The organism is Rhodococcus sp. C-2 (assembly GCF_027854095.1).
Taxonomy (GTDB): domain Bacteria; phylum Actinomycetota; class Actinomycetes; order Mycobacteriales; family Mycobacteriaceae; genus Rhodococcus_F; species Rhodococcus_F qingshengii.
The window spans coordinates 71,250-97,229 of the sequence record NZ_JAQGFI010000003.1 but is presented as its reverse complement, the minus strand read 5'-3'; the positions used below and the strand labels follow the sequence as shown (position 1 = coordinate 97,229).

The 25,980-nt window shown below is 63.0% G+C and carries 23 protein-coding genes; 11 read left to right on the top strand and 12 right to left on the bottom strand.

Annotated elements, in window-relative coordinates; translation table 11 throughout:
* Positions 1 to 8 precede the first annotated feature (8 nt).
* The 3 genes from PCS43_RS07000 to PCS43_RS06990 all read right to left on the bottom strand — a co-directional run bounded on the left by PCS43_RS07000 (position 9) and on the right by PCS43_RS06990 (position 2,159).
* Positions 9 to 824: a slipin family protein gene (locus tag PCS43_RS07000; protein ID WP_030537940.1), complete on the bottom strand. Its 816-nt coding sequence runs from the start codon at positions 822 to 824 to the stop codon at positions 9 to 11.
* Positions 821 to 1,291, bottom strand: a complete 471-nt coding sequence (locus tag PCS43_RS06995) for an NfeD family protein (protein ID WP_270923019.1) — start codon at positions 1,289 to 1,291, stop codon at positions 821 to 823. Before PCS43_RS06995 ends, PCS43_RS07000 begins: the two co-directional genes overlap by 4 nt.
* Positions 1,292 to 1,409: 118 nt before the next feature.
* Positions 1,410 to 2,159: an IclR family transcriptional regulator gene (locus tag PCS43_RS06990; protein WP_209910555.1), complete on the bottom strand. Its 750-nt coding sequence runs from the start codon at positions 2,157 to 2,159 to the stop codon at positions 1,410 to 1,412.
* 247 nt (positions 2,160 to 2,406) lie between these two features.
* Between PCS43_RS06990 and PCS43_RS06985 the strand changes: the two genes are divergently transcribed.
* The 11 genes from PCS43_RS06985 to PCS43_RS06935 all read left to right on the top strand — a co-directional run bounded on the left by PCS43_RS06985 (position 2,407) and on the right by PCS43_RS06935 (position 13,020).
* Positions 2,407 to 3,459: an NrtA/SsuA/CpmA family ABC transporter substrate-binding protein gene (locus PCS43_RS06985; protein WP_209910559.1), complete on the top strand. Its 1,053-nt coding sequence runs from the start codon at positions 2,407 to 2,409 to the stop codon at positions 3,457 to 3,459.
* Between the two features lie 4 nt (positions 3,460 to 3,463).
* Positions 3,464 to 4,321 (top strand): ABC transporter permease, encoded by an 858-nt coding sequence (locus PCS43_RS06980; protein WP_209910562.1) that lies wholly within the window; start codon positions 3,464 to 3,466, stop codon positions 4,319 to 4,321.
* Complete coding sequence (locus PCS43_RS06975; RefSeq protein WP_209910567.1) at positions 4,318 to 5,160, top strand: ABC transporter ATP-binding protein; 843 nt, start codon at positions 4,318 to 4,320, stop codon at positions 5,158 to 5,160. The genes PCS43_RS06980 and PCS43_RS06975 overlap by 4 nt, the downstream gene beginning before the upstream one ends.
* Positions 5,144 to 6,184, top strand: coding sequence for an ABC transporter substrate-binding protein (locus tag PCS43_RS06970; protein ID WP_209448160.1), 1,041 nt, complete (start codon positions 5,144 to 5,146; stop codon positions 6,182 to 6,184). The genes PCS43_RS06975 and PCS43_RS06970 overlap by 17 nt, the downstream gene beginning before the upstream one ends.
* Complete coding sequence (locus PCS43_RS06965; RefSeq protein WP_030537944.1) at positions 6,181 to 7,290, top strand: LLM class flavin-dependent oxidoreductase; 1,110 nt, start codon at positions 6,181 to 6,183, stop codon at positions 7,288 to 7,290. Before PCS43_RS06970 ends, PCS43_RS06965 begins: the two co-directional genes overlap by 4 nt.
* Complete coding sequence (locus PCS43_RS06960) at positions 7,287 to 8,441, top strand: LLM class flavin-dependent oxidoreductase (RefSeq protein WP_007735501.1); 1,155 nt, start codon at positions 7,287 to 7,289, stop codon at positions 8,439 to 8,441. The genes PCS43_RS06965 and PCS43_RS06960 overlap by 4 nt, the downstream gene beginning before the upstream one ends.
* Complete coding sequence (locus PCS43_RS06955) at positions 8,438 to 9,151, top strand: class II aldolase/adducin family protein (RefSeq protein WP_209910571.1); 714 nt, start codon at positions 8,438 to 8,440, stop codon at positions 9,149 to 9,151. The genes PCS43_RS06960 and PCS43_RS06955 overlap by 4 nt, the downstream gene beginning before the upstream one ends.
* A 41-nt stretch (positions 9,152 to 9,192) precedes the next feature.
* Complete coding sequence (locus tag PCS43_RS06950) at positions 9,193 to 10,134, top strand: ABC transporter substrate-binding protein (protein WP_003946000.1); 942 nt, start codon at positions 9,193 to 9,195, stop codon at positions 10,132 to 10,134.
* 240 nt (positions 10,135 to 10,374) lie between these two features.
* The gene (locus PCS43_RS06945; protein WP_209910575.1) at positions 10,375 to 11,658 is read left to right on the top strand and encodes a reverse transcriptase family protein; all 1,284 of its coding nucleotides are present in this window, start codon (positions 10,375 to 10,377) and stop codon (positions 11,656 to 11,658) included.
* 20 nt (positions 11,659 to 11,678) lie between these two features.
* Complete coding sequence (locus tag PCS43_RS06940) at positions 11,679 to 11,984, top strand: hypothetical protein (RefSeq protein WP_245361514.1); 306 nt, start codon at positions 11,679 to 11,681, stop codon at positions 11,982 to 11,984.
* A gap of 25 nt (positions 11,985 to 12,009) precedes the next feature.
* Positions 12,010 to 13,020, top strand: coding sequence for a YdcF family protein (locus tag PCS43_RS06935; RefSeq protein ID WP_209910578.1), 1,011 nt, complete (start codon positions 12,010 to 12,012; stop codon positions 13,018 to 13,020).
* 6 nt (positions 13,021 to 13,026) lie between these two features.
* Here the strand turns inward: PCS43_RS06935 and PCS43_RS06930 are convergent, their stop codons facing one another.
* The 9 genes from PCS43_RS06930 to PCS43_RS06890 form a co-directional block, all read right to left on the bottom strand.
* Positions 13,027 to 13,860, bottom strand: coding sequence for an NmrA family NAD(P)-binding protein (locus tag PCS43_RS06930; protein WP_030537953.1), 834 nt, complete (start codon positions 13,858 to 13,860; stop codon positions 13,027 to 13,029).
* A gap of 14 nt (positions 13,861 to 13,874) precedes the next feature.
* The gene (locus PCS43_RS06925; RefSeq protein ID WP_007735492.1) at positions 13,875 to 15,818 is read right to left on the bottom strand and encodes a hydantoinase B/oxoprolinase family protein; all 1,944 of its coding nucleotides are present in this window, start codon (positions 15,816 to 15,818) and stop codon (positions 13,875 to 13,877) included.
* On the bottom strand, positions 15,818 to 17,917 hold the full coding sequence (locus PCS43_RS06920) for a hydantoinase/oxoprolinase family protein (RefSeq protein ID WP_007735491.1): 2,100 nt from the start codon (positions 17,915 to 17,917) through the stop codon (positions 15,818 to 15,820). Before PCS43_RS06920 ends, PCS43_RS06925 begins: the two co-directional genes overlap by 1 nt.
* Before the next feature lie 281 nt (positions 17,918 to 18,198).
* The gene (locus PCS43_RS06915; RefSeq protein ID WP_054187233.1) at positions 18,199 to 18,870 is read right to left on the bottom strand and encodes an SRPBCC family protein; all 672 of its coding nucleotides are present in this window, start codon (positions 18,868 to 18,870) and stop codon (positions 18,199 to 18,201) included.
* The gene (cutA, locus tag PCS43_RS06910; RefSeq protein ID WP_270923005.1) at positions 18,867 to 21,389 is read right to left on the bottom strand and encodes an aerobic carbon-monoxide dehydrogenase large subunit; all 2,523 of its coding nucleotides are present in this window, start codon (positions 21,387 to 21,389) and stop codon (positions 18,867 to 18,869) included. Before cutA ends, PCS43_RS06915 begins: the two co-directional genes overlap by 4 nt.
* Positions 21,386 to 22,030, bottom strand: a complete 645-nt coding sequence (locus PCS43_RS06905; protein WP_003946048.1) for a (2Fe-2S)-binding protein — start codon at positions 22,028 to 22,030, stop codon at positions 21,386 to 21,388. Before PCS43_RS06905 ends, cutA begins: the two co-directional genes overlap by 4 nt.
* A 2-nt stretch (positions 22,031 to 22,032) precedes the next feature.
* A complete protein-coding gene (locus PCS43_RS06900; RefSeq protein WP_042448023.1) occupies positions 22,033 to 22,935 on the bottom strand; it encodes an FAD binding domain-containing protein in 903 nt (300 codons plus the stop codon).
* An 89-nt stretch (positions 22,936 to 23,024) separates the two neighbouring features.
* Complete coding sequence (locus PCS43_RS06895) at positions 23,025 to 24,464, bottom strand: uracil-xanthine permease family protein (protein WP_208690052.1); 1,440 nt, start codon at positions 24,462 to 24,464, stop codon at positions 23,025 to 23,027.
* Between the two features lie 292 nt (positions 24,465 to 24,756).
* Entirely contained in the window at positions 24,757 to 25,980 is a 1,224-nt protein-coding gene (locus PCS43_RS06890; RefSeq protein WP_047269349.1) for an aminotransferase family protein, read from the bottom strand.

Here is a 25,980-nt window from a genome sequence, read left to right as displayed (position 1 = left end):
ACTAGATGCTAATCAACAACTTTCGCATTCCAGACGAAACGGGCAGGTTCTTGGGTCGCGGGAGTTGCCGCAACTCCGCCACCGATAAAGGGCCGGACAAGATCCAGCGGCAAGGGGAAGACAACGGTGGAGTTGTTCTCACTACCGATCTCGTGAAGCGTCTGTAGATAACGCAACTGCAGGGTGGTCGGATTGCGGCTGATCACCTCGGCCGCCTCGGCGAGCTTGGCCGAAGCCTGAAACTCGGCGTCGGCGTTGATGATCTTGGCTCGCCGCTCTCGTTCGGCCTCTGCTTGCCTGGCGATGGCGCGCTGCATGTTGGCCGGAATCTCGACGTCCTTGATCTCGACGGTCGTGACCTTGACTCCCCACGGCTCGGTCTGCTGATCGATTACCTTCTGCAAGTCCTCGTTGAGCCGTTCACGTTCGGAGAGCAGCGAGTCCAACTCAGCTTTACCGAGAATGGAGCGCAGTGTGGTCTGGGCGATCTGTGAGGTGGCGGCCAGAAAATCCTCGACCTCGACTATCGAACGGTCAGCGTCGACGACCCGAAAGTACGTGACGGCGGTGACCTTCACGGGGACGTTGTCGCGAGTGATCACTTCTTGGACCGGTATCTTCAGCGTGACGGTTCGCAGACTGACCCGCTCCATGCGATCGATCGCCGGCACCAGAATCACCAGACCAGGACCCTTCAAGGTGATCAGTCGACCGAGGCGGAACACCACCGCGCGCTCGTACTCGCGCAGAACTCTCACCGACATGCCCACAAGGACTGCAATCAGCACGACAACCACGGACAACACGACAAGCACGGTGGTCATAGCGGCAGCTCCCACGGTTCACGACGGCGCACTTTCAGAGTCAGGCCTCGAACCTGCTCTACGACGACGGATTCGCCCACGGCGGGCACAGAATCGTCGTACCCGAATTCCATTCGAGCACGCCATAATCCGCCGTCGAGCTCGACCTGACCCTGCGCACCGGTCCAACTGCGAACGGTCGCGTCCGAGCCGACAAGAGATTCCGTCCCCGTACGCACGGGAGCGCGGCGCGCGGTAAGCGCTTTTCGACTCGCTACCGCCACCACGTCCAGGCCGACTACCGCGACCCCCGCCGTCACCGGGATCGCGATCAATTGGCCGATACCGTCGGATGTGAAGAGCATCCAGACGCCGGCACCGATCATGAGTGCTCCAAGCGCACCGAGCACCCCCGCGGTTGGGGCATGCGCCTCGACCACGATCAACAGGACGCCCAGCAACAGGGCAACGACACCGATCGTCGTCATCACTCGTCTCCACGCTCGCGAGGACGCGGTCACGTCGCGTAGCCATTGTGCGATCGCGCCCTCGACTTCAACGGTAATCACGCTCGGCCGGATCTGCCACAAGCGCTTTCACATCACGTCAGAGAAGGACCTCACCGATCTGTCGTGCAGTCACCTTGGCAAGGTCGGCGAGAAACGGAATCCGTTCGTCGATCATCAGCTCGACCGGACCACGAAGCCCGAGAGCGTAACGCACAGTGCCGGATCCATCGATGATCGGAATTCCGACCGTTCGGAAATCCGGGGTCAACTCCTCGTCGTTGAATCCGTATCCTCGCTCACGAGTCAGTTCCAGTTCCCGGCGGATACCGGCGACATCGGTGATCGCACGCTGAGTGGTCGCTTCACGTGGCAGCGCAGCCAGCTCGGAATCGTCGACATCGGACCAAGCCAGAAAGGCTTTCCCCAGTGCGCTCGCATGCAAGGGAAGGCGGACACCCTGCAGCACGTGCCCGTCGGCCTCGCGCCACCGACTGAATCCGAGCAACACCACCTCACTTCCGCTTCGCACTGCCAGGGAGGCGGATGCTCCTGTCGTCGCGGCCAATTGCTCCAAATAGGGCTCGGACAGATAGATCCGATGCTGCCGGTAGGAGACCTGTCCGTAAGCCGCCAGCGCCGCGCCGATGCGATACCGACTGGTTGCGTCGTCCTTCTCGAGAAATCCCGCGTCGACGAGCGACTGCAGCAATCGATGCGTGGTGCTGACCGCAAGCTCTTGTCGCCGCGCAACTTCCGAGACTCCCAGTTCTTCGCCACTGCGAAAACATGTGAGCATGGTCAGGGCACGGGTTACCGTCTGAACTCCCGCGCCGCGTGCGTCCGTCACGAACGATCCTTTCGCTGTGGCCTGATCGACCTGAGAATCGGACGCTAACACGGACCCAGCAGTCCGGCCATCCTTTCCATCAGATGGAAAGGAACCGAACGTGGACCTACAAAAGCCCAGATGAACAGACTTCCGATGTTGTCAAGATTTCCAATCTCCAGAAAACAAACGGGGGTAAAAGGGACAAGCACCCAATAGCGTCATCGTCGTCAGTTCTGACGATTCAACGCCTGAAGGAGCCACATACATGTCCCGCTTCCGCCGACTGCCACGAGCTGCCGCTGCGCTCGCCATGATCCCGCTGGCCGGGTTGGCGGTGGCGTGTGGGTCTTCCGATTCCAACAGCGCCGCAGGCAATTCCAGCGCCGACTTCACGCTCAAAGTTTTCGATCCCGGAAACTCCGGTGCCATCGCCGTCGGCAAGCGTGACGGAACCTACGACGAGGCGCTGGCACCGCTGGGCGCAAAGATCGAATGGGTCAAGACCACACCGGGATTCAGCTCCAACCTCAAACTCTTCAACAGCGGTGAACTCGACATCCAAACCGGCGCATACAGTCCCGTCGTCGGCGCACTGTCCAAGGACGTGGGTGTCCGCATCTTCGCCACGTCCGACCCGTACAACAAGGACCAGGCCGGCATCATCGCCACTCCGGAGTCCGGCATCAAGACCGTCGCAGATCTGGCCGGCAAGCGCATTGCCGTCAACCCTGCAGGCAAGGGCGAGTACATCACGCTCAAGGCTCTGACACAGGCCGGAGTGCCGATCGATTCCGTCGAACGTGTTCCGCTGCAACAGGCTGACGCGGCGTCGGCGTTCTCCACCGGGCAGGTCGACGCGTGGGCATCGTTCCTGATTCCGTATCAGGAGGCCAAGGCCAAGGGCGCGGTCGAGATCGCAACCGAGGCGAGCATCGACTCCGTGGACAGCACCATCATCGCCGGCCGCACCGTAGTACTCGAAGAGCATCCCGAAGTGGTCCAGAAGTTCCTCGAGGTCACCCAGGAACTCACCGCGAAGCAGCAGGCCGACCCGGCAGCATTCGAGAACGTCTTCGAACAGACCGGTCCGCGCGCACTCTCCGGACAGCGACTCGACGACGCGATCACCCTGGGCGGCCAGATCACCAACTTCCGCTACCCGACTGCAGCCGACGCTACCGACCTCGAATCGATCTCCACGTTGTTCGCCGACAACAAGGTGATCCAGCAGCCGATCAAGGGCAGTGACGTGATCTTCGACCTCCAGGGTGCTGTGGCAGGTTCGGCAGCGGCAGCACCCACCACCGAGGGGAAGTGACCCGATGGTGACGCTGACCCGGCCCGCACGAACTGAGTCGCCGTCAGTGGAGCATCCGCAACTCGAAACACCCCGCTACCGCCGCAATCGCAGCAGGCCCAAGTGGGTCTCGATCCCACTCCGCTTCCTCGTGCCCGCGCTGCTGGTTGCCGGATGGTGGATCGGATCCGCTACCGGACTGATCCGCGAAGAGATCCTGGCCGGACCTCCGGCGGTGTGGACGGCATTCGCCGAGCTGTACCAGTCGGGTCAGTTGGTCGACTTCGGTCTCGCGTCGCTTCAACGTGCCGCACTCGGTGTTTCGGTCGGTGTGATCGTCGGATTGGTGCTCGGGGTTCTGTCCGGTCTCTCCTCGCTCGGCGAAGAACTGATCGACTCGACCATGCAGATCAACCGCGCGGTTCCGTTCCTCGCGCTCGTTCCGTTGTTCATCGCCTGGTTCGGTATCGACGAAACCTTCAAGGTAGTCCTGATCGCCGTCGCGACCGTCGCCCCCATGTACGCGTACACCTACCTGGGAGTGCGCGGAGTCGATCGCAAGATGGTGGAAGCGGCACAAGGTTTCGGCTTGACGGGTTGGCGACTGGTGTTCGGAGCGATTCTTCCGACCGCCCTCCCCGGTGTTCTGATGGGGCTTCGAATCTGCCTGTCGCTCAGCATCACCGGATTGATCGCCGCCGAGCAGGTCGGCACACGTGAGGGCATCGGATATCTGGTCACCCTGGCGCAGGAATACAACCGCACCGACTACATGGTTCTGTGCATCGTCATGTACGCGGCACTGGGACTCATCTTCGACGCAATCGTCAGACTGATCGAGCGGTACTCCATGCCGTGGCGGAGATTGTCGGTGGCGCGATGACGAATACAACCATCGGCTCGCTGCCGTCCACCGAAGCACCTCTGCCGCCGTTGGCAGCCCGTGAGCGGACCGGCACCACTGCGGCCGAGCGACGTGCCGGATCACCGGTAGCGGTCTCGCTCACCGGAGTGCGTAAGTCGTTCGGTGACAAGACTGTTCTGGGCGGTATCGACCTCGAGATCACACGCGGCGAGTTCGTCGTTCTCCTCGGCCCCAGCGGCACCGGCAAGACGACCCTGTTGCGAGTGCTCTCCGGTTTGGAAGCACCGGACAGCGGCGATGTGCTGGTTCCGCGCGACCGCACGGTTGTCTACCAGGAACCGCGATTGATCCCGTCGAAGCGAGTTCTGGCCAATGTCACAGTCGGACAGAAACGGTCACGTCAGGTGACCGAGAATGCACGCAACGCACTCGCCGAGGTCAACCTCGCGGACAAGCACCGCGCCTGGCCGGCCACCCTCTCCGGCGGCGAGGCCCAACGCGTCGCATTGGCTCGTGCTCTGGTTCGCGAACCTGAACTATTACTGCTCGACGAACCGTTCGCAGCCCTCGACGCTTTGACCAGGCTCCAAATGCAAGACTTGGTAGGCGATCTGGTCGCCCGCCACCGTCCGGCAGTACTGCTCGTCACGCACGACGTCGACGAAGCCGTACGACTTGCCGACCGTGTGCTCATCCTCGACAAGGGCGGGTTTGCCGTGGATGTCGACATCGACCTGCCACGCCCCCGCGATCGGAACGATCCCGAATCTCTGCGCTACCGAGCGAGTTTCCTGAAGGAACTCGGCGTCGGTCGCACCTTCCCCGACGGACAGGACAGTCATGACATTGATCGCTGATTCCGCAATCGACACACTCTGGTACACCCGCTGCCCCGTTCCCACCGCCAGCGGCCTCGCCAACAGTCTCGGTTGGCTCGACCGGACGGCAAACGAATCCGGAGTGCGTTTCGGCGTACTGCAAGATGCCGGACCGGAATTGGCAGTGCGCCATTTCGATCACCACCTCTCCGGACTCATTCGCGAAGGCGGCAACGTCCCCGCACTGGCCGCGCGTGCCAGTGGTTCTCCGACGAGGCTCATCGGGCTCACCTGGATCGACGAGGCCCAGGCAATCCTGGTGCGCGGAGACTCCGACATCCGAGAAGCCGGTCTTCTGGCAGGCGCTCGGATCGGCATCCCGGCCTGGGCGGCAGATCAGGCCAGGAGCTTTCCTCGTGCCATGGCCCTGCACGGCTTCGCCTCCGCACTTCGACTCGGCGAGTCGAGTTTTGCCGACGTCACCCTCGTCGAGGTTGCGACGACGGCAGCCCCCGAGGTCCGCACCGCCTCGTCCACCCGCAACACGACGTGGGGCGTCGAATCCCTGCTACGCGGCGACGTCGACGCAATCTACGTCAAGGGCGCCCGAGCCCAGGAAGTTGCCCGCGAACACGGTCTCGCGGTGGCCGTCGATCTCGATTCCACTGCTTCCCTGCGTGATCGCGTCAACAACGGCACCCCACGACCGATCACGGTTCACGCCGATCTACTCGAACAGCGCCCGGACATCGTCGTGGGTTTCCTTGCCGAGAGCCTGAGAGCGGCGGACTGGGCCGCGGCCAACATCGACGAGGTCCGAGCCGTTCTGCAAACCGAAACACAGTCGGGGCCCGAAGGTGTGGTGGCAGCATACGGCGAGAACTTCCACACCGGACTGCATCTGAGCCTGTCTGACGAGCGTGTGGACCTGCTCGGGGTGCAGAAGCAATTCCTGTATGCGCACGGCTTCCTTGCCGCCGACTTCGACCTGCAGTCCTGGGTGGCGCACGAACCACTGGAACAGGCACGCAACCTTGTTGCGCAGAAGGGCACAGCAGAATGACGGACGTCTACTGGGAGCTACCGTCTCGCGGTGACGGACGCCGGGCGGTGGCCGCACTGAACAGTCGCGGCGGCTTCGGGCCGCAGCGACCGACTACCGTTGCGACCGATGTTCGTCCCGGAAACTTCGGGCCCTTCGACGAATTGGCACAGATAGTTCTCGCAGCCGAACTGTCGGGCGTCGACGGCGTTGTCGCACCGTACGATCCGAATGGCGAAGAATCCTGGATCGTTGCTGCCGCCGCCCTACGTCAGACGCGTCATTCGCGAGTGGTCGTGGAGTTTCACCCCACTTTCGGCACCCCCGTCTACGCCGCCAAAATGTCGGCGACACTTCAGCGCCTGTCGGCAGGTCGTCTCGAATGGCGAGTGAAGGTAGAGACGGACCCCGAAGACGCCGCTGCTCGCGGCGACGTGGTTCGAGGAGCCGACCGCTACGCGCGCGCCGCGGAGTTCCTGACCGTCGCCCGTGGCGTATGGAACGAGGAGCAGATTCTCCCTGGCGGATTCGGCGGCACGGGTTACGACTTCGACGGCGAGTACTACGACGTACTCGGCGGCGGATTCCGAGGCATCTTGTCGGGACTCCGCTTTCCCCGAGTGCATCTGACCGGGGACTCACCGGAAGCTCTGGAACTCTCGGCCCACCATGCCGATGTCCATCAGTTCACCCTTGCCGGCGGCGAGTTGTCGACACGGATCACCACCCTCGACGACCGAGCATCCGAACTCGGCAGGACCGTCGAGAAGGTCCTGCGCATCCCGATCATCGCGAGGGAAACAGCGGACGAAGCCTGGGCTCGCGTCGAACGGCAACTGAGAGAAGCCGATTCCGCTGCACTCGAGATCGATCGGGGCGGCATCCTGTGGTCCGGATTCGACCGCATCGGCTACGAGCACAGTATCGGCCTCGTCGGAAGCTACGAGGAGGTGGCGCAGCGATTGTCGTCGTATCGCGATATCGGCGTGGACGGTTTCGTCTTGTCCGGTCGGCCACACATCGAAGAGCTGCACCGGGCGGGCGAGCATCTCCTGCACCTGGTCGATCCCGAGGGTCGGATTCGCAAGGAAGAGAAGGCCACCACAGAAGAGAAGGCCACCGCATGAGCATCGATTTCTATTGGCGGATCGGGATGGAAGGCGACCACGCGTCGCTGCGTACTCCGCGTCGCTACAACCGCGGCGATGCCGGTGGATACGGGCCGGGCAACATTGCTCCCGCGATCCGCGGCGGCGAATTGGACGGATACAGCTACATCGACCACATGGCAGCGGTGGCAAAGGCTTCCGAGTCCGCAGGGTTCCTCGGTGGACTTCTGCCGTCTTTCCCGATGACCGAGGATCCGTGGGCGACCGCAGCAGCGTTGGCCGCCGAGACCACCACCTACCGTTTCATGGTTGCGTTCCAACCGGGGTTCCTTCACCCGGTACAGGCAGCGCGGATGTCGGCCAGTCTGCAGCGAGCAACCGGCGGACGTCTGGTTTACAACATCATCAGTGGTGGAGGCGGAGCGCCTCAGCTGTGGTGGGGCGACAAAGTCGACCACGACGATCGCTACACCAGAACGTCCGAGTTCCTCGATGTCCTCAAGGGTGTGTGGGACGGCGAACCTTTCGACTTCGACGGTCGCTTCTTCCAAACCCACGGCGCCGCACTGCCAACCGGACTGGCCGGCCAACCGTTTCCCGAGGTGTACTTCTCCGGATCTTCGGCCGCAGCCGTCGCCGCCGCCGGACTGCACTCCGATTACTACCTTTCCTGGCTGGAGCCGTACGCCGATCTCAGAGCCAAGATCGACGGAGTGCGGGAGAACTCGGCCAAACTGGGACGCACGCCGAAATTCGCCGTACGCATCGACGTCGTAGCCCGGCACACCGAAGAAGCCGCGTGGGCCGAGATCGAGAAAGGCTGGGCCTTCGTCGACAAGGGGGCCGCCGACCGTGCAGCCCAGGGTGACTCGGTGGGCGCCGCCCGCATCAAAGGCTGGGTACCCGAACACATCACCGGCTACCGAGATCTGGAAGTGCAACCCAACGTGTGGTGCGGCTTCAGCCTCATCCGCGGCGGACCGGCGTTCGGACTGGTCGGCAGTTACGAGCAGGTCGCCGAAAGACTCGACGAGCTGCGCGAACTGGGCGTCGACGCCTTCATCCTCGCCGGTAACCCGCATCTCGAAGAGGCATACCGCGTCGGCGAAGAAGTTCTTCCCCTCCTGCAGCGCACCCCGATCACACCTTCTGGACTGGAGACTCGATGACCACCACCGAAACTCGACTCGACACCGATACCGATACCGCAGCATTCGTCGAAGAAGCTCGCAAAGCAGCAGACAAAGCATTCGACGTCTTCCGCAAGACCGGAACCGTTGCAGCCAACGGGACCGTCAACTTCGTCGAACGAGTACCCGGCACCGAAATCGCGGTCGCCCTGAACGATCCGGGACCGTGGGCGAACGATCCGTCGGTGTCACCGGTTGTCGCCACCTTCGATGGAGAGGTGCTGTCCGGCAACGGATCGGCCGGATTTGTCACCGGCTACGCATCGGTCTTCCGTCAGCATCCGGAAATCACCAGCGTTGTCCACATCCACACACCGTGGCTCGGCGGTTGGGCACAGACACATCGGACGCTACCCATCCGCTATGCGGCTTCGCAGAGGCTGACGCTCTCCCGAGAGATTCCGCCGCACATCGATCGGTCCCGTTCTGCAGGCGATTTCATTCTCGAGCGTCTCGAACACGATCCCGATCTGATGGCGATCTTCGAAGCCAACGGCGGGGTCAACGTCATCGGCCGCAGCGGGTTGCTCGACCTCGCGAAGTTCGTCGTCCTCCTCGAGGAGGGCGCCCAGTTCCAGGCGATCGCCGAATCCCTCGGCGGTTCGGTCGAATTCGATCCGTCCAACCTCGCCGTGCAGTGGGGCCGTAGCGGACTCGCCGACGAGGCGCGTCGACGCGGCCTCATCTAGCCACCCCCATCACTGATTCAGAACAGGAAACCGTAGATCTCATGACCGTTCGCGTCGGATACTTCCCACACAACAATTCGCTGTTCGTACTGCGCCACACCGGAATCCTCGAACGCCGTCTCCCCGATGTCGAGTGGGTGGACCTGCGTGAGCTTCCCGCCAAGCCTGCAGTGAACCCGGAAAACGCCTTGCCGACCCTGCACTCGGACTGGCTGTTCGAGGAGGGCGGATACGACGTGATCGGAACCGGATTCACGCCGCCCGTCACCGGATTGGCTCAGGGCCGCGATCTCGTCTACATCGGAATCTCCGGCCCACGTGTGGAGAACGGGCGCCTGGTAGTCAAGGCAGAGTCCGAGATCAACACGGTTGAGGACCTGCGCGGCAAGCGCGTCGGCATCGCGCACGGATCGTGGCAGACCACACTTTTGTTGTTCGCCTTGGATCAGGCGGGGCTGACCTGGTCCGACATCGTCCCCGTCGACACCGACGTACGCGGTGGTGGAGCGGACCTCGTCGACGGCACCATCGATGCCTGGGTTGGCGCGTACCCGGGGCTGACGGACATCGAAGCGAACCACGAACTGCGCACGCTGATCGCCACCGACGGACTCTTCAGCCACCCCTCACTGTGGTTCACCCGGCGCGATTTCGCGGATACCAACCCGGAGGCCCTCCAGGCGATCATCGAGGCCCTGCAGGAATCCGACGCCTGGATCGAAGCCAACCCCCGCGAAGCCGCCCAGGTCTTCGTCGACGACGTCGAGAAGCGTGGCGGGTCCGCGAGCCTCGATGCCTGGGAAGCTGCACTGCGCGGACGTCCTTTCGGTGTCAACCCTGTCACCGACGAGTTCCTGGACGAGCAGCAGCGCGCGGCCGATCTCCTGCTGAGCAACGGACTACTACCGAAGGCGGTCACCGTCCGCGAAGCAGTCGTGCCGTGGATCAGCGAGTTCGTCGGTTCGGATCGTTCGTCGATCTGAGGACCCACTCCTGACAGATCCGCTTCACACGTGACAGATACCGAACGGTCTGCCATTGTGAAGGAATGCGGCGGCGCGTGGGTGAGAGTTGGTCCACGCGACCAGTCTCAGGGGTAACCCCTGGGTCGGCCAGAAGAATTGGATACTGCGTCCACCGGCGTTCGGCACGCTCCGCGTGCTTGCCGCCGCACCGGACAAAGGATTTGGTCACCCCGCCCCGTCGCATCCCGGAGTCGAATCATGCGTGACTTCGAGCTCGATCCCGAGTTGGCGCGTCGTCTGGCCGTTGCGGCCGCTGACGCTCCGTGGACCCTCAGCGGCCTCGAGGAGGCATTCGGAACCGTCTTCGGCGTTTCCCCGACGCTCCTGGCCGTGCGCGTTCTCGACCTCATGCCCGCTCCACCGTTCGAACCGCAGACTCTGTATCGATTGCTTCGCGAACTACCTCGCCTGCGGCCTGTTCCTCTCTCACTGGACACCAATGAAACCTCGTTGTGGCGGTTCGACGTTCCCCGCTACAACACCAGTGTGGACCTGGCTCGTTCACTGGATCTGACGATCTCCGAACTCGAGTGGTTCGCCGACCGAGGGGAATGGCTCCGCACGAAACCCCGACCGCTACGCCACTACCGGCCGATGCAGATCAGCAAGAAGGCCGGCGCTCGCCTCCTCGAGGTACCGAAACCCCGTTTGCGCGAAATTCAGCGGAAGATCCTGCGCCGCATCCTCGACCTGGTGCCCCCGCACGACGCGGCACACGGATTTGTCCGTGGTCGAAGCCCTCTGACTTTTGCAGCGCCGCACGCACAGTCGGAAATCGTGATCGGCGTCGACCTCGCGCAGTTCTTCCCCTCGATCAGCGGCAGCCGCGTTCACGCCGTCTTCACAGCCCTCGGCTATCCACCCGCAGTGGCAGGTGTTCTCACCGGATTGTGCACTGTTGCAACACCTGCCGATACCCTGCGCGGCCTTCCGTATGCACAGGCATCACAGCTACGCACCGCGCATCTTCCGCAAGGCGCGCCAACTTCGCCTGCACTGGCGAATCTCGTCGCACGCAAACTCGACATCCACTTGAGTGGACTCGCACAAGCGAACTGGCTCACCTACACCCGATACGCCGACGACCTCGCGTTCTCTGGAATCGAAGTAGCCGACGTCGGCACCCTCCTCTGGACGGTCGAGCAGATCGCCAGGGACGAAGGGTTTGCCATCCATCCACGAAAGACCAAGGTGATGCGCCCTCATCGACGCCAACACCTCACCGGGCTGGTGATCAACGACCAACCCTCGTATCCGCGCGACGACTACGATCGCTTGCGCGCCCTGCTGCACAATGCCGCCAGTACTTCTGCGCAGGAACAGAATCGGGATGGCGTGGAGAACTTCCGCGCCCACATCTACGGCCGGATCGCGCACATCGGCGAAACCAGCACTACACGCCGACGCACATTGCTGCGCCTGGCTGAACGTGTGGATTGGGACGGGTTAGTGCCCGCGAGCAGTCAGACCCGCGGGGTGTAGGCCATGCATTGGACTTCCATGTGCGCACCCACTTCGCGTCGGTCGATGCGCAGACCCGCGCGGAACTCGAAGACCTGCTGCTGACGCTTCAGCGTGATCTTGGCATCACCGTCCTCCTCGTCACCCACGACGTCGACGAATCGGTGTACCTGTCCGATCGAGTGGTCGTCCTCGGCGGAACTCCGGCATTGATGCAGGACATCGTCGACGTCCCGTTGACCGGAGCTCGAGATCAACTGACCACCAAGGCGGACCCACTGTTCATCGAGTGTCGTACCAGGGTTCTGTCCGCGATCCAGCAGTCGAAGGTGGTGGCGCCCGTGTAGTGGGCGCCTCGCTTAGGCTGGCTCCGTGATCCTTCTCCTCATCGGCCTCGCGCTGCTCGGATTCTGCGGCTACCGGTTCAGGCAGGATCGGCGGAGGCTGAGCAACGGCGTCTATCTACTTCTCGGACTGATCTTCACCGGTCTGTGGATGCTGCAGTCGGGTGCGCCGGGAACCGAGGTTCCGTCGTTTGTCATCGCGACGATCGCTCTGCTCTCACCGTTGCTGGTGCTCCTGCTCGCGGGATTCCTGATCGTCAACGGGGTCACGATGCTGCGGCGCGAGGGATTCAGCGTCGCGAATCTGCTCTCACTCGTCGCCGGACTCGGCCTGCTCGTTCCCTACGTGTTGCTCGCATCAGCGCTGCTGACGCAGAGATATTGGCTCGCAGTCGTTCTCGGTTCGTTCAGCCTGGTCGCGTCGTACCTGGGGTTTCTGTTCACGAGCTTTCTGCTCTACTCCTACGTCTACGGACGCCAGAAGTATCAGCCCGGAATGGACGCGATAGTGGTTCACGGCGCCGGGCTTTCGGGCGCCGACGTGACGCCCCTGCTTGCCAGCCGTTTGGACAAGGCGGCCGACGTCTTTCGCGCCGAGGTCCGCGAAGGACGTTCACCACTGTTGGTCGTGAGCGGCGGGAAGGGTTCGGACGAGGTGGTCAGCGAGGCGGAGGCAATGTGCGTCTACCTCGTCGATCACGGGATACCGCGCGAGAGCGTGATTCTCGAGGACCGCTCGACCACCACGCTCGAGAACCTCGAGTACACCAGAGACCTTCTCCGTGCCAACACCACGAAGCCTCGAATGATTCTGGTCACCAGCAACTTCCACATCCTCCGAACCGCGACGTTTGCCCGAAGCCTCGATCTGGATGCGGAAGTCATCGGTTCCCACACCGCCCGGTACTACCTGCCGAGCGCCATTCTGCGCGAGTTCGCCGCCGTCACGGTGGAGCACAAGTGGCTCAACGGAACTGTCTGCCTGATCCTGGCCGCCCTGCCCCCACTGGTGGTCTGGGCGGTCGGAGGCATTTCGTAGCCGGATTCAGCGAATCAGGCTCTCGACGCCCATCGGTCGGCGACCCAGAAGCAGTTCGACGGCCGCGCTGCCGGCAAGAAAATCATGGTGGTTGTAGAACTCGAACATCGCCGCCAGACGCGAGCTGGCGTTGACGTCAAGGCTGCTGCCGATCTGTTCGCGCCATTGATCCACGCTGATCTGATCTATCGCGACGGTCCGTGACGTCTGCTTTTCCACCATCTGTGCCACCTCCATGACGCTCAGAGCTTGCGGGCCGCCCACCTCGTACGTCGCTCCGTGATGTTCACCCGAGCCCTCGCTCAGTACGACCGCGGCAACAGCCGCCACGTCCGCCAAACTCACGAACGAGAACTTCGTTTCCGCGCTGTACGGCAGGACGATGGTGTCAGACCGACCAGTGAGTACCGCCTCGAAATTCTGCGCGTACGCACACGGTTGCAGCACAGTCCATTTCAAGGGTGAACGATGCAGCTCGTCCTCACACCTGGCTTTGTCCAGGTGATGCGGCATGGACGGGCTGAACGGCCACGCGACGGAGTGATAGACAAAGTGCTCCACTCCCGCCGAAGCCGCTGCCGTCAGCGCATTGCGAAGCAGTGCGGGCTCGTCGGGATGGACGTTCGGGGCAATGAAGTACACGCCTCGGCACCCGGCGAGCGCCTTGCGCAGTCCGCTTCCGGTTTCCAGTTCTACCTCGAAGTCCCCGTCGACACGCGCCTTTCGCACCAGTCGCCGAACTGTCACGCTCGGCGGCAGTGCGGCGACGACGGCCTCACCGGTCTTACCCGCGGCGCCGATCACCGCGATGTCGGCGCCGCGAGCAATTCCGTTCTCCATGAGAGTTTTCCGTCCTAGACGTAGTCGTAGACCGCTGAGGTGGCGCCACCGGAAAGCTGCGCGTAGCCCGGACCCCGATCGAAGAAGGGCTCGTTCTCACCGCGTTCCGAGCGCAACTGATCCCGTAGCTCCGTGGTAGCAGCCTCGTCGACGGTCGGCTCGTCACCCTCGATCACGACGACAACGCCGTAGTCGTCGCGTGCACCCTCTACGGAAACCTTGCGCCACTGAATGTCTCGCAAGACCTCTTCGGTCGGGCGCTCCAGGGGATCTCCCCAACCACCACCACCGGTGGTGCGAATCCGTACGACCTCGCCGGCCTTGATCGGCTCGGCATCGGTCAGCGCGTCGAACTCACGCTCGTTCGGTCCACCCGGATCCAGGACGACGGAGAACGGCCGACCGGCCTTGCCACCCTTGACTCCCCAGCAGGCGAGAATCGAACGGTCCGCGATGGACATGAAGTGAGCATCCTTGAGCATGCGGATGTGCTTCTCGTATCCCAAGCCGCCGCGGTAACGTCCGGCTCCGCCCGAATCCATGGCCAGACCGAGCTTTTCGACGATGAAGGGGAAACGGCTCTCGGTGAACTCGGTCGGCAGGTTCCGTGAATCGGGAACGACGTGAATCGTGTCCTCACCGTCGGCGTAGTAGCGTCCGCCCGAACCGCCGCCGAGCACCTCACGCATGAGGTACGAGTGACCCTCGAAGTCCTCACCGTAAACGCCGGTGTACCTGATGGTCTCCTGATCGGCGGGCATGTTGCCGTCCACAGCCTTGGCGACGACGCCGGCCAGCACTCCGAGAAGACGGAGGATGACGAACGTGCGCGCGTTGGTGGGGGCAGGGAAGATCGGGGTGATCAGTGTTCCCTTTTCGGGGAACTTCATCTCGATCAGCGGTACGACGCCCTCGTTGACATCCAGTTCGGCCATGCGCTCCGGGGTGTCCGCGAGGTTACGCAGAATCGGGGCCAACCACTTGATGAGGAAGTTTCCGTCCGCGTAGTCACCGCAGTGGTTGATCGGGCCCTTTGCCTGCGGTCCGGTTCCGTTGAAGTCCAGGATGAGTCGCTCGCCGCCCTCGTCCTCCGGCCGCGTCTTCGTGAGCGTGATGCGCTGGATGTGGAGCATCGGTTCGTCGACGCCGTCGTGCTCGGCGTAGTCCTCCCACGTGTACTCACCGACCGGGATCTTGCTGAGGATCTCACGGCGGTACGTCTCGGTGGTCGCGTCCATCATCGCGTCGAAGCACGACTCGACGGTGTCGACGCCGTAGCGCTCGAACAATTCGGTGAGTCGACGCGCACCCATCAGGCACGCCGAGCACTCGGCGTCGAGGTCAGCTGCGAGAGCGTCGGGCATGCGGGAGTTACGCGTCATGATGCGCAGTGCCGCCTCGTTGGGAACTCCCTGGTCCCACAGTTTGATCGGCGGAACCATCAGTCCCTCTTCGTACACCGTGGTGGCGCCGGACGGCATGGAGCCGGGGCAGCAACCGCCGATGTCGTCGTGGTGACCGAATGCCTGAACGAACGCAACAACTTTCGGCTCGGCATCGGGGGTGACGCGGGCGAAGACAGGCACCGTGACGCAGAGGTCGGGGAGATGGCCGATGCCACCTTCGGACAGGTAGACGTCGTTGTGGAAGTACACGTCTCCCGGCTTCATCGTCTCGAGTGGGAAGTCCCGGGCGATCGGATGAACCAGGGCGGAATACGAACGGCCCGTGAGCTTGCGGAGGTTCCGGTCGTGAATACCGGCGCGGAAGTCGTGAGCGTCACGGATCATCGGTGAGCGCGAGGTGCGCGAAATGGAGGTCTCCACCTCCATTTCCACGCTGGCGAGGTAACCGGCGACGATCTCGACCAGAATCGGGTCAGGTGACGCGCCGTCGGTAGCGGTGAGTCGGTACGGCTTGGCCGCGGTGGCAGCAGCAGCATCGAGAATGGCGGTCATCACTTCACTCCGTTCGAGTCGGAAGACTTCGAGATACGAATGTTCCCGAAGGTGTCGATACGTGCCGAGAATCCGGGATGGATCGGGACAGTCGAGCTGAACTCCTCGATCACGGCCGGTCCTTCGATGACGTCACCCGCACCGAGCAGTGTGCGATCGTAGGTAGCAGTTTCGACCCAGCTGTCGAAATACGATTGCCGCGAACCGGTTCGGGCGGTGTCGGCGCCGGTGCCGGCGGGGATCTCCTTGAGCGTCGGACGCTTGATCGGGCCGATGCCGCTCACGCGCAGGTTGACCCATTCCACGTGCTGCGACGGGTCTCCCCGGAAGTCGTAGCCGTACAGTTCGCGGTGCGCCTGGTGGAACGCCTCGGCCGCGTCGTCCATGATCTGCGTCGTGACGGTACCTTCCGCCACCGGGACGCGTACCTCGAAGGCCTGACCGAGGTAACGCAGATCCGCAGTGCGAGAGTACTTGCGCTGCGTCTCGTCGAAACCCTCTTCGGCAAGCGCGATCTCGGCTTCGCCGGCCAGCGCGTCGAACTGGCTCTGCAGGTCTTCTGCCTTCAACCGGTCGTGACGACTGACGTGCGTCTGGACGTAGTCGTTGCGGACATCGACCGTCAGCAGACCGAACGCGGAGACGTTGCCCGGATTGAGCGGGACGAGAACGTCTTTCAGACCCAGGATGTCGACGAGACGGCAGGCGAGCAGGGAGCCGGAACCGCCGAACGTCACGAGGGTGAAGTCGCGAACGTCGAGGCCACGCTTGACGGTGATCTGACGCAGGGCGTTGGCCTGGTTCCACGCCGAGACCTCGAGGACGCCGACCGCGCACTCCTCGAAGCCCAGACTGAGCTGTGTTGCAAGCTCTTCGAGGCCCTTGCGTGCCAATTCCGTGTCGAGAGGAATCTCGCCACCGAGCAGGTGGGGTGGGATGCGACCGAGCAGGACGTGCGCGTCGGTGATGGTCGGTTCGCTGCCGCCCTTGCCGTAGCACAACGGTCCGGGATCGGCGCCGGCCGACTGAGGGCCGACTCGGAGGGTGTGTTCCGGCGTCATCCACGCGATCGACCCACCACCGGCGCCGACGGTCACGACGTCGATCATCGGGATCTTCGACGGGTAGTTGCCCACTCGCCCTTCGGTGGTCAGCGCGGGCTCGCCGCGAACCACGACGGTGACATCCGTCGACGTTCCGCCGCCGTCACAGGTCAACACCTGCTCGACGCCGGCGGCGTCGGCGATCAGCGCAGCACCGAGGGCTCCGGCGGCCGGTCCCGACAGGACTGTCGTAATAGGCTGGTGAACAACCTCTTTGGCCGACAGGACACCGCCGTTGGACTTCATGACGTAGAACGGGATGTCGCGGGGTTCACCGTCGGTGGTCGAGAACTCACGCAGACGATTGGCGATGTTGTTCACGTAGTTGCGGATGTTCGGCTTGACCGCGGCGTCCACGAGTGTGGTGATGGACCGCTCGTATTCGCGGTACTCACGCAGCACCTGGCTCGAGATGCTCACCGTCGCATCGGGGAAAACTTCGAAGAGGATGTCGCGTACGCGCTCCTCGTGCGTCGGATCGGCGTACGAGTGCATGAGGCAGACGCCGATGGTCCGGATCCCGCGGTCCTTGAAGAACTGCGCTGCGCTGCGAACGCTCTCTTCGTCGAGCGGACGAATCTCGCTGCCGTCGAAGGAAAGGCGTCCACCGACGGTGCGTACACGATCGGCGGGGACGATGCGTTCGGGCTTGACCCAGAAGTACGAGTTGCCGTAACCGTCCGGCACCGACTGACGAGCGATCTCGAGAACGTGCTCGTAGCCCTCGGTGGTGATGAAGCCGAGGTTCTCGACCTTGCCTTCGAGCAGCTTGTTCGTCGCTACGGTCGTGCCGTGGCTGACCGCACCGATGGAGTCGCCACTCTCACCGAGCTTGGCGAGTACCTTCTCGATACCGGCGAGAAAGCCCTCGGCGGGGTCCGCCGGGGTGGACGGGGTCTTGGTGGTGACGATGGCGCCGGTTTCGTCGTCCACTGCCACGATGTCGGTGAACGTTCCGCCGGTATCGATACCGACCCGAATCTTCCTGGGTTCCACGCTTCCTCCTGAGATCTTTGGCTCGTCTCGTCTGGTACCGATCGACGGTTGCGGCCTAGCCGGTAAGTGGCTCGTACCTGACGTGTAGAGCTATTCCACAGGTTCGGAAGAGCGGATTCTTTGTCACAATTCGCCGAATCGGGGGACCAAGGTTCGGCGCACGATCACGAGCGGATCTTCGCCGGCGCCCCCGTGGGTTACGCGGACGTGAAAAACGCCCCGAACCTGGTCGGTTCGGGGCGTTTCCCTCATCGTGAATCAGCTGTTGACACCTGAGTGAACTACTTGCGACAACCAGAACGCGCCAGGAATCCGCCTATAGCAACACCTGACAAAGCAATGGCTGCGCCGACGACGGCGCTGACCATCACCGTGCGAGCATCTGTGCTGCCCGCTGTCGGTGCGGCGGCCGGAAGAACCGCCGGTGCCGCGACAGCTCCGGAAACTACCGGCGCGCCTTCGACCGCCACTGCCGGTACCGCCGCCGCCACGGCGGCAGTGACCTTCTCGGGGATGCCGTTGGCAATGACGCCGTCGATGCTCTTGAAGAACACCCCGGCCATCTTCTTGGCTACACCGGTGATCATGCGCTGCCCGACGCCGCCGACCATCCCGCCGACCACGGCGTCGGCGTCATACGAAAGCAGCGTGCCACCCTCGTTCTCCGTCAAGGTGACCGTGACGTCCGCCTTCACCGTGCCGGGAGCACCCGCCCCCGAAGCCGTCATGACAAACGAATTGGGCCGATTCTGTTGCGACAGAACAACCTCGCCGTCGTAGACGCCCTTGATCGACGCAACTCCCGCCATGATGGAGAGCTTGTAGTGATTGTCCGTGAGCTGCTCGAGCGACTGCACACCGGGAATGGTCGCGGCCAGTACACGACCGTCCTGGAGCTTGTCGTAGACCTCTTCGCGAGGTGCCGTCAGCTGCGCGGTGCCGGCGATTCTCATGCATTCTCCTCTGATGACGAACCCGCATGTGCGAGTCGAAGTTCGAACAGTTCGGACGGTGAAATGGGCATGGACGTGATCGAGATTCCTTCGGCGTCCTCGATGGCAGCCGCGATGACGGCGCTGGTGGGGATCACACCCGCCTCACCGGCACCCTTCATTCCGAGTGGGTTGAGCCCTGACGGCGTGACGGTGTGATCCATCTCGAGCGAATCCGGCATCTCGGTGACGAACGGCATCAAGAAGTCCATGTACGACGCGTTGAGCATCTGCCCGTGCTCGTCGTAGACGATCCGTTCGTAGAGTGCGCCGCCGATACCTTGCGCGACGGCGCCCATGACCTGACCTTCGACGATGCGGGGGTTGATCACGTTTCCGCAGTCGTGGATGACAACGTAACGACGGACCGTGATCTCGGCTGTCACGGGATCGGTTTCGACGATCGCCGCGTGCACTCCCGAAGCGAAGGTGGAACTGGGCGGCGAGTAGTAGCCGGTTGCTTCCAGACCGGGCTGCTCACCCTCGGGAATCGGCGGCTTCGACATGTCCGTGTCGGTCTTGGCGAAACCGGTGGCCAGCTTCGACTCACGGTCGAACGCATATCGTAGCGGGTTCGACAGCACGGCAACAACACTCAGCGGTACGGACGTACCTTCCACACCGGCTTCGGTGCCGATCTTGCACACGTGGCCTTCCCGGAGTTCCAGTTCGGTTTCCGGCAGATCCAAGATTCCGGAGGCGATCTTCTTCGCCTTCTCCGCGACCATCTGCGCCGCGACATGGAAGGCCGAACCCGACATGACCGCCCCACGCGATGCGAAAGTGCCTACGGCATAACCGAACCGGCGGGTATCACCCGTGACGATCTCGACGTCGGAGACCTTGACTCCGAGATCGTCCGCGACGATCTGGGCGAACGCGGTCTGATGGCCTTGGCCTTGCGTCGTCAAGCCTGTTGCCGCCTTGACCTTTCCGGACGTCTCGACCACGACGTGGGCACCCTCGTAAGGTCCCGGGCCGGTTCCCTCGACGTACGCACCGATACCGATTCCGACCGACCGCCCTTCGGCGCGAGCCTTCCTCTGGTACTCGGGAAATCCGTCCCAGTCGATGAGCTTCTTGAGCTTGTCGATGCCTGCCTGGTAGTCGCCCGTGTCGTAGATCAACGGGCGTCCGTCCTGGAACATCAGGCCGAAGTCGTACGGCATGTCCTCGGGGCGAATGAAGTTCGCCTCCCGCACCGCGATCTTGTCCTTGTTCAGGTACTTGGCGATGGCGTCCATGGATCGCTCCATAGCGAACACTGCCTGCGGACGTCCGGCGCCGCGGTACGGGGTCACGATGACCGTGTTGGTGTACAGCGAATAGGCGTTGACCCGGAACGACTTCGGCTTGTACGGCCCGAGAACCTGCGTCGCGGTGTTGATCATGACGATGATCCCGTACGGCAGGTAGGCACCGTTGTCGTGCCAGAACGTGAAGTCGAACGCCAACAGGCGACCCTCGTCGTCGAATCCGATGTCGACCTTCTGGATCTGCCCACGCTCGTGCGCGCTCGAGATGAAGTGCTCACGGCGATCCTCGACCCACTTCACCTCACAGGAGATGCCGGCCTGGCCGAGGCGTCGAGCGGCCCACGTGATCATCACTTCTTCGGGCCACGGGTGAACGATCTTGACGCCGAATCCACCGCCGACGTCAGGAGCGATGCAGTGAACCTTGTTCAGCGCCATCCCCAATCGCGCGGCGATTGCGGCGCGGGCGGACGTGGAGGTCTGGGTGGAGGTCCAGAACGTGAGGGTGTTCTCGTCGCCGTCCCAGCGCGCGTAGACACCCTTGCCCTCCATCGGCATGGAAGCCGAACGCTCGATTTCGAGATCCAGCGTCAGTCGGTGCGGCGCGGCGGCCAGTTCGGCATCCAGATCTCCGAACCCGTGCTGCAGGTGAGCGGCGACGTTGTCCGGAACGTCGGCGTGGACGGCGTTGGCGGCAGTGCGAGCGACGTCGATCCCCACTACAGGCTTCAGCGCCTCGTAGGTGACGTCGATCTTCGCGCAAGCGTCCTCGGCGATGTACCGGTTATCGGCGACCACCATGGCGATGGCTTCTCCGACATGCTTAACCTCGTCCTTCGCGAGGGGATACCCGTTGCGCGGAGCGATGATTCCCGGATGCGGAATGAGCAGTGGCAGGTTCTCCGCCATTTCCGGCGTGTCGGCCAGGAGATCTTCGTAGGTGTAGATGGCATGCACACCAGGCACTTCCAGCGCCGGGTCGATGTCGATGTCGATGATTCGCGCATGAGCGTGCGGCGACCTGACGAATGCCGCGATCAGCGCGTTGTGGCCCAGATCGTCGAGGTATCGCCCCTGACCGCTGAGCAGACGCGTATCTTCCTCGCGCGGAATCGGTTTACCGAAGAACTTGCCGTCGTCGGCAACCGAATGATCGGCCGTCGAATGATCGGAAGCGGGGTGCTTCGCCCCGTTGCGCTTTGCTGGTTTGACCGGAGTACTCATGCCTTACCCGCCCGTCCTCCGACAGGATTCGTTGTTCCCCGCACCTTGCGATCCAACGCCTCCCGAGTGGACGCGTCGTCGATTCCGAGCGGGAACTGCCCGGCCCGTTCACGCTTGATCTCGGCTGCGCGCAAAACCGACGCCCTGATGTTCTGGTACCCCGTACAACGGCAGAGGTTTCCCGCTATCGCGTCGGTAGCTTCCTCCCGCGTGGGGTTGGGGTTCTCCTCGAGAAATGCCGCGATGGTCGTCACGAATCCCGGAGTGCAGAATCCGCACTGCAGACCGTGACAATCCTTGAACGCCTGCTGAACCGGATGCAAAGTGCCGTCCGGCTCGACGAGGCCTTCGACGGTGGTGATCGATCGACCTTCGAGGCTGGCCGCGAGGACGAGACAGGATCGAACAGGCTTTCCGTCGAGCAGCACGGTGCACGCACCACACACGCCGTGTTCACAACCCACGTGCGTGCCCGTCTTACGGAGGTGGTGACGAATGGCATCCGAAGCCAGAGTGCGGGAGGGAAGAACGACGGTGTTCGTCACCTCGTTGAGCGTGAACGTGACAGCTACATGGTGCTCACCGGTATCCGCTGCCAACTCGGCAAGTTGATCATCGATGGAGCGATCGTTTTTGGACATTGTCACCACTTTCCTGCCAGTACTGCGTTCTCACTGAGAGCATCCGTTGCCGCCGCGAAGCCGACCCGCGCCGTGAGCGCGGACACCAACTGCGAGCGGTACGCCGCCGTCCCGTGAATGTCTGCCTCGGTATCTATCTGCGCGCGGGCGCATTCCCCGAGGGTGCGCCACCGCGGGTCCCGCTGATCCGTCGCCGACGCCCCCGCCAGTACGTCCGTGTAGTCCACGACCTGTCCCAGCTCTCCGGCGGACACGTACGTCATGTGCGCTTCGGCCACCAGACCGTCGACCACGCGAATCCGTGCGACGACACCGACCAGTGCGTAGTCACCGTGACGGCGCGCGATCTCGTCGATGGCGGTTCCCACGCCGGGTTCGGCGGCGGGCACCGACACCGACACCGCGATCTCGTCCGATTCCAGGCTCGACTCGAGAGGGCCGGCGAAGAGATCCGTCGACGCGATCTCGCGGGTGCCACGCACCGACTGGACGGTCACGCTGCCCCCGAGCAGCGTCAGGACTGCCGGCATCTCCGCCGACGGATCGGCATGGACGATGGAGCCGACGCTCGTCCCGCGGTTACGGATCGTGGGGTGCGCTACCAACTGCAGAGCACGGTTCAGCAGAGGCTGGACTCGACGAGCACCTTCGTCGGCCGCCAGAACCGAGTGCGTGGCCAGGGCCTGGAACCGCACTCCTTCGTCTTCGGACGAGGTCACCGAGGCGAGGTTCGGGATCGATCCGATGTCGACGATGTGGGCGGGCGCGGCGAGGCGCATGGACAGCAGCGGCACAAGCGATTGCCCACCGGCGAGCACCTTCCCCTCGTGAGAGACCTCGGAGAGGATTCGGCACGCGTCCTCGACCGAGGACGGTCGGTGATAAGTCAGCGGCGACGGTTTCATTACTCAATCCTGCCTCTATGAGTCACTTCACGTTTTGTGCAGATGTGACAACGGTCACGGGTCATACCTGGCATACATTCAACTTGGCATCACGTGAGCTGCGCCATGGGCTCTTCAAGTTCGTCATCTGACGCATTCGCCCCCGGCGTTGCGCCCGGCCGCCTCCCGGACTTCGGCCTGTTCAGTTCAGGGTTCCAGGACCCCACGAGCCAGCAGAGGTGGTACATCACGATCACGACGATGGTGCCGAGCGCGATACCTCCGAGCGAGAACGTGTCACTGAACTTCAGCGCCGTGTCGCCGATACCGATGATCAGACCGGCGGCAATCGGCATCAGATTCAGCGGGTTCCCGAAGTCGACGCCGTTCTCTTTCCAGATCTTGGCGCCGAGCAGACCGATCATGCCGAACAGAACCACAAGAATTCCGCCCAGGACGCCGCCGGGCGTCGCCGCCATGACTGCTCCGAACTTGGGCGAGAAGCCGAGCAGGATCGCGATGAAACCCGCAATCACGTACGCGGCGGTCGAGTACACCCGCGTGGCAGCCATGACACCGATGTTCTCGGCATGAGTCGTCGTAGGGGAGCCGCCTACTGCGCTGGCGATGGCGGTGGCAAAACCGTCACCGGCAATGGCGCGTCCGATGTACGGGTCGAGATCGTCGCCCGTGATTTCGGCGACCGCCTTGACGTGGCCGGCGTTTTCAGCGACCAGTGCGATGACACCGGGAAGCACCAGAACGATGAACGTGAGGCTGAACGAGGGAGCGTGGATACCGACGATCCCGTTGGCTTCGTCCGAGAACGGCGGCAACCCGAACCAGGACGCCGAGTGCACCGAATCCCAGTTGACACGAAAGTGCTCGGTGGGTGCGCCGCTACCACTGGCGGACGTGATCGGACCGGAGAGCCGGTCGAGGACCCACGAGAAGATGTAGCCGAAAACCAGCGCGACGAGAATGGCGATACGTCCCAGGAAGCCGCGTAGCGCAACGCTCATCACGATCAGTGCAACCATCACGATCAGTGCCACCCACTGATCCTGCGGCCAGTACAACCCCGCGACAACGGGCGCCAGGTTGAAGCCGATCAACATCACCACAGCGCCGGTGACCACCGGCGGTAGCGCTTTACTGATGACGCCACCGCCGAGAAAGTGGATGGCGATGCCGACGAATCCCAGAACCAACCCCGACACCAGAATCGCACCGGTCACTTCGGCCGTCGTTCCACCTTGGGCACGAATGGCGGCAACGCCACCGACAAAAGCTGCGGATGTTCCGAGGTAGCTGGGGACGTGCCCCTTGACCACCAGCAGGAAGAAGAGCGTACAAAAGCCTGACATCATCACGGCAAGTTGAGGATTGAGGCCCATGATGATCGGGAAGACGAACGTCGCGCCGAACATCGACACGACATGCTGGCCGCCCAACCCGATGGTTCTCGCCCAACTGAGTCGCTCGCCGGGAGCGACCACTTCACCGGCTCCGATGTTCTTTCCGTCTCCGTGCAACGTCCAGATCGGCATGACGAGACCTTTCGCAAAGGAGGAAGGTGTTCGAAATGCTTTGTGCCCCAGCTCACAAACACCGTGTCTGGAGTGAAACGCTAATGCAGGACCGAGATTTGGACGTGATGACAATCTGCCAGAACCCACTCACCGAGATTGGCAACAATGGTGGCAGATGATGCGGGCAGGGGTCATCGTCAGTGTTGGAGGCAGTTTCGACCGAAATGAGGACCACGCCACGAAGGGCCCAAACATTTTCTTCGGCTTAATGATTCCGTAACACGATGTCTGTCAACGGAAAACGACAGTCCTAGCCGAGGGCTGCGAGGATCCCTGCTGCCATCTCCGCGACCTGATCATCGGTCATGACAAACGTCGGCGAAATCTGCATCGCACCCTGACCCGCGGCGCGACCCGAAATACCATGCTCGCGAAGCGTCTTCACGAACGGCAACGCCTCCGCCGGATCAGCCAACTGCACCGCAGCGACCGCACCGAGCCCACTACGAACCTCCGCCACCCGCGGATGCTCCGCCAACGGCTGCAGATGCGTATGCAACGACGCCTCCAAACGCTTCGACTCCGCGAGCAGATTCTCACGCTCGAGAATGTCGAGGTTCGCCATCGCCGCAGCAGCAGCACCGGCATGACCGCCGTAGGTGTACCCATGACGCCACCACGAACCGGCATAGAACGGCTCCGCCACCCGCGGCGCGATGAACACCGCACCCATCGGAACGTAACCCGACGTCAAACCCTTTGCCGTGGTCATCATGTCGGGCTGCAAATCGAAACGAGTAGACGCGAACCACTCACCACCGATCCGGCCGAAACCGGTCACGACCTCATCGACGACAAACAGAATGTCGTGCTCGCGGCAGATGTCACGCACCTCGGCCAGATACCCCTCCGGCGGAAGATACACCCCACCCGCACCGATGATCGGCTCCGCGAAGAACGCCGCGATCTTGTTCGCACCGACCCGCTCGATCAACTCGAGCAGACTCTTCGCATCATCCCAGCCGACCGTGGCCGCATCCGCCATCAGCTCGCCGTACCCCTCACGGTTCACCGGAATACCCGCCAGAGCTGTTCCCGCAACGTGCATTCCGTGATACGCCTTCTGACGACCGACGATGATCGCCTTCTCCGGCTGCCCCACCTCGTGCCAGTACCGGCGAGCCAGCTTCGCCGCAGTGTCCACCGAATCCGAACCACCCGAGGTGAAGAAGATCTTGCTCCCGGCAACCGGCGCGATCGTCGCCAACCGCTCGGCCAACACCTGCGTGGTCTCGGGAACAAAATCACCGAAGTTGGAGAAATGAGCGATCTTCGACAACTGAGCCGCCACCGCATCCGCGATCTCGGTGCGCCCGTGCCCGACATTGGTGAACCACAGGCCCGCCGTCGCATCCAGATACCGAGTGCCCTCGCGGTCCCAGATGTACGCGCCCTCACCGCGTGAGACGACAAACGCGCCGTTCTTCTCCACAGCGCCCATGTCCGCGAACCCGTGCCACAATGCCGAAGCCAT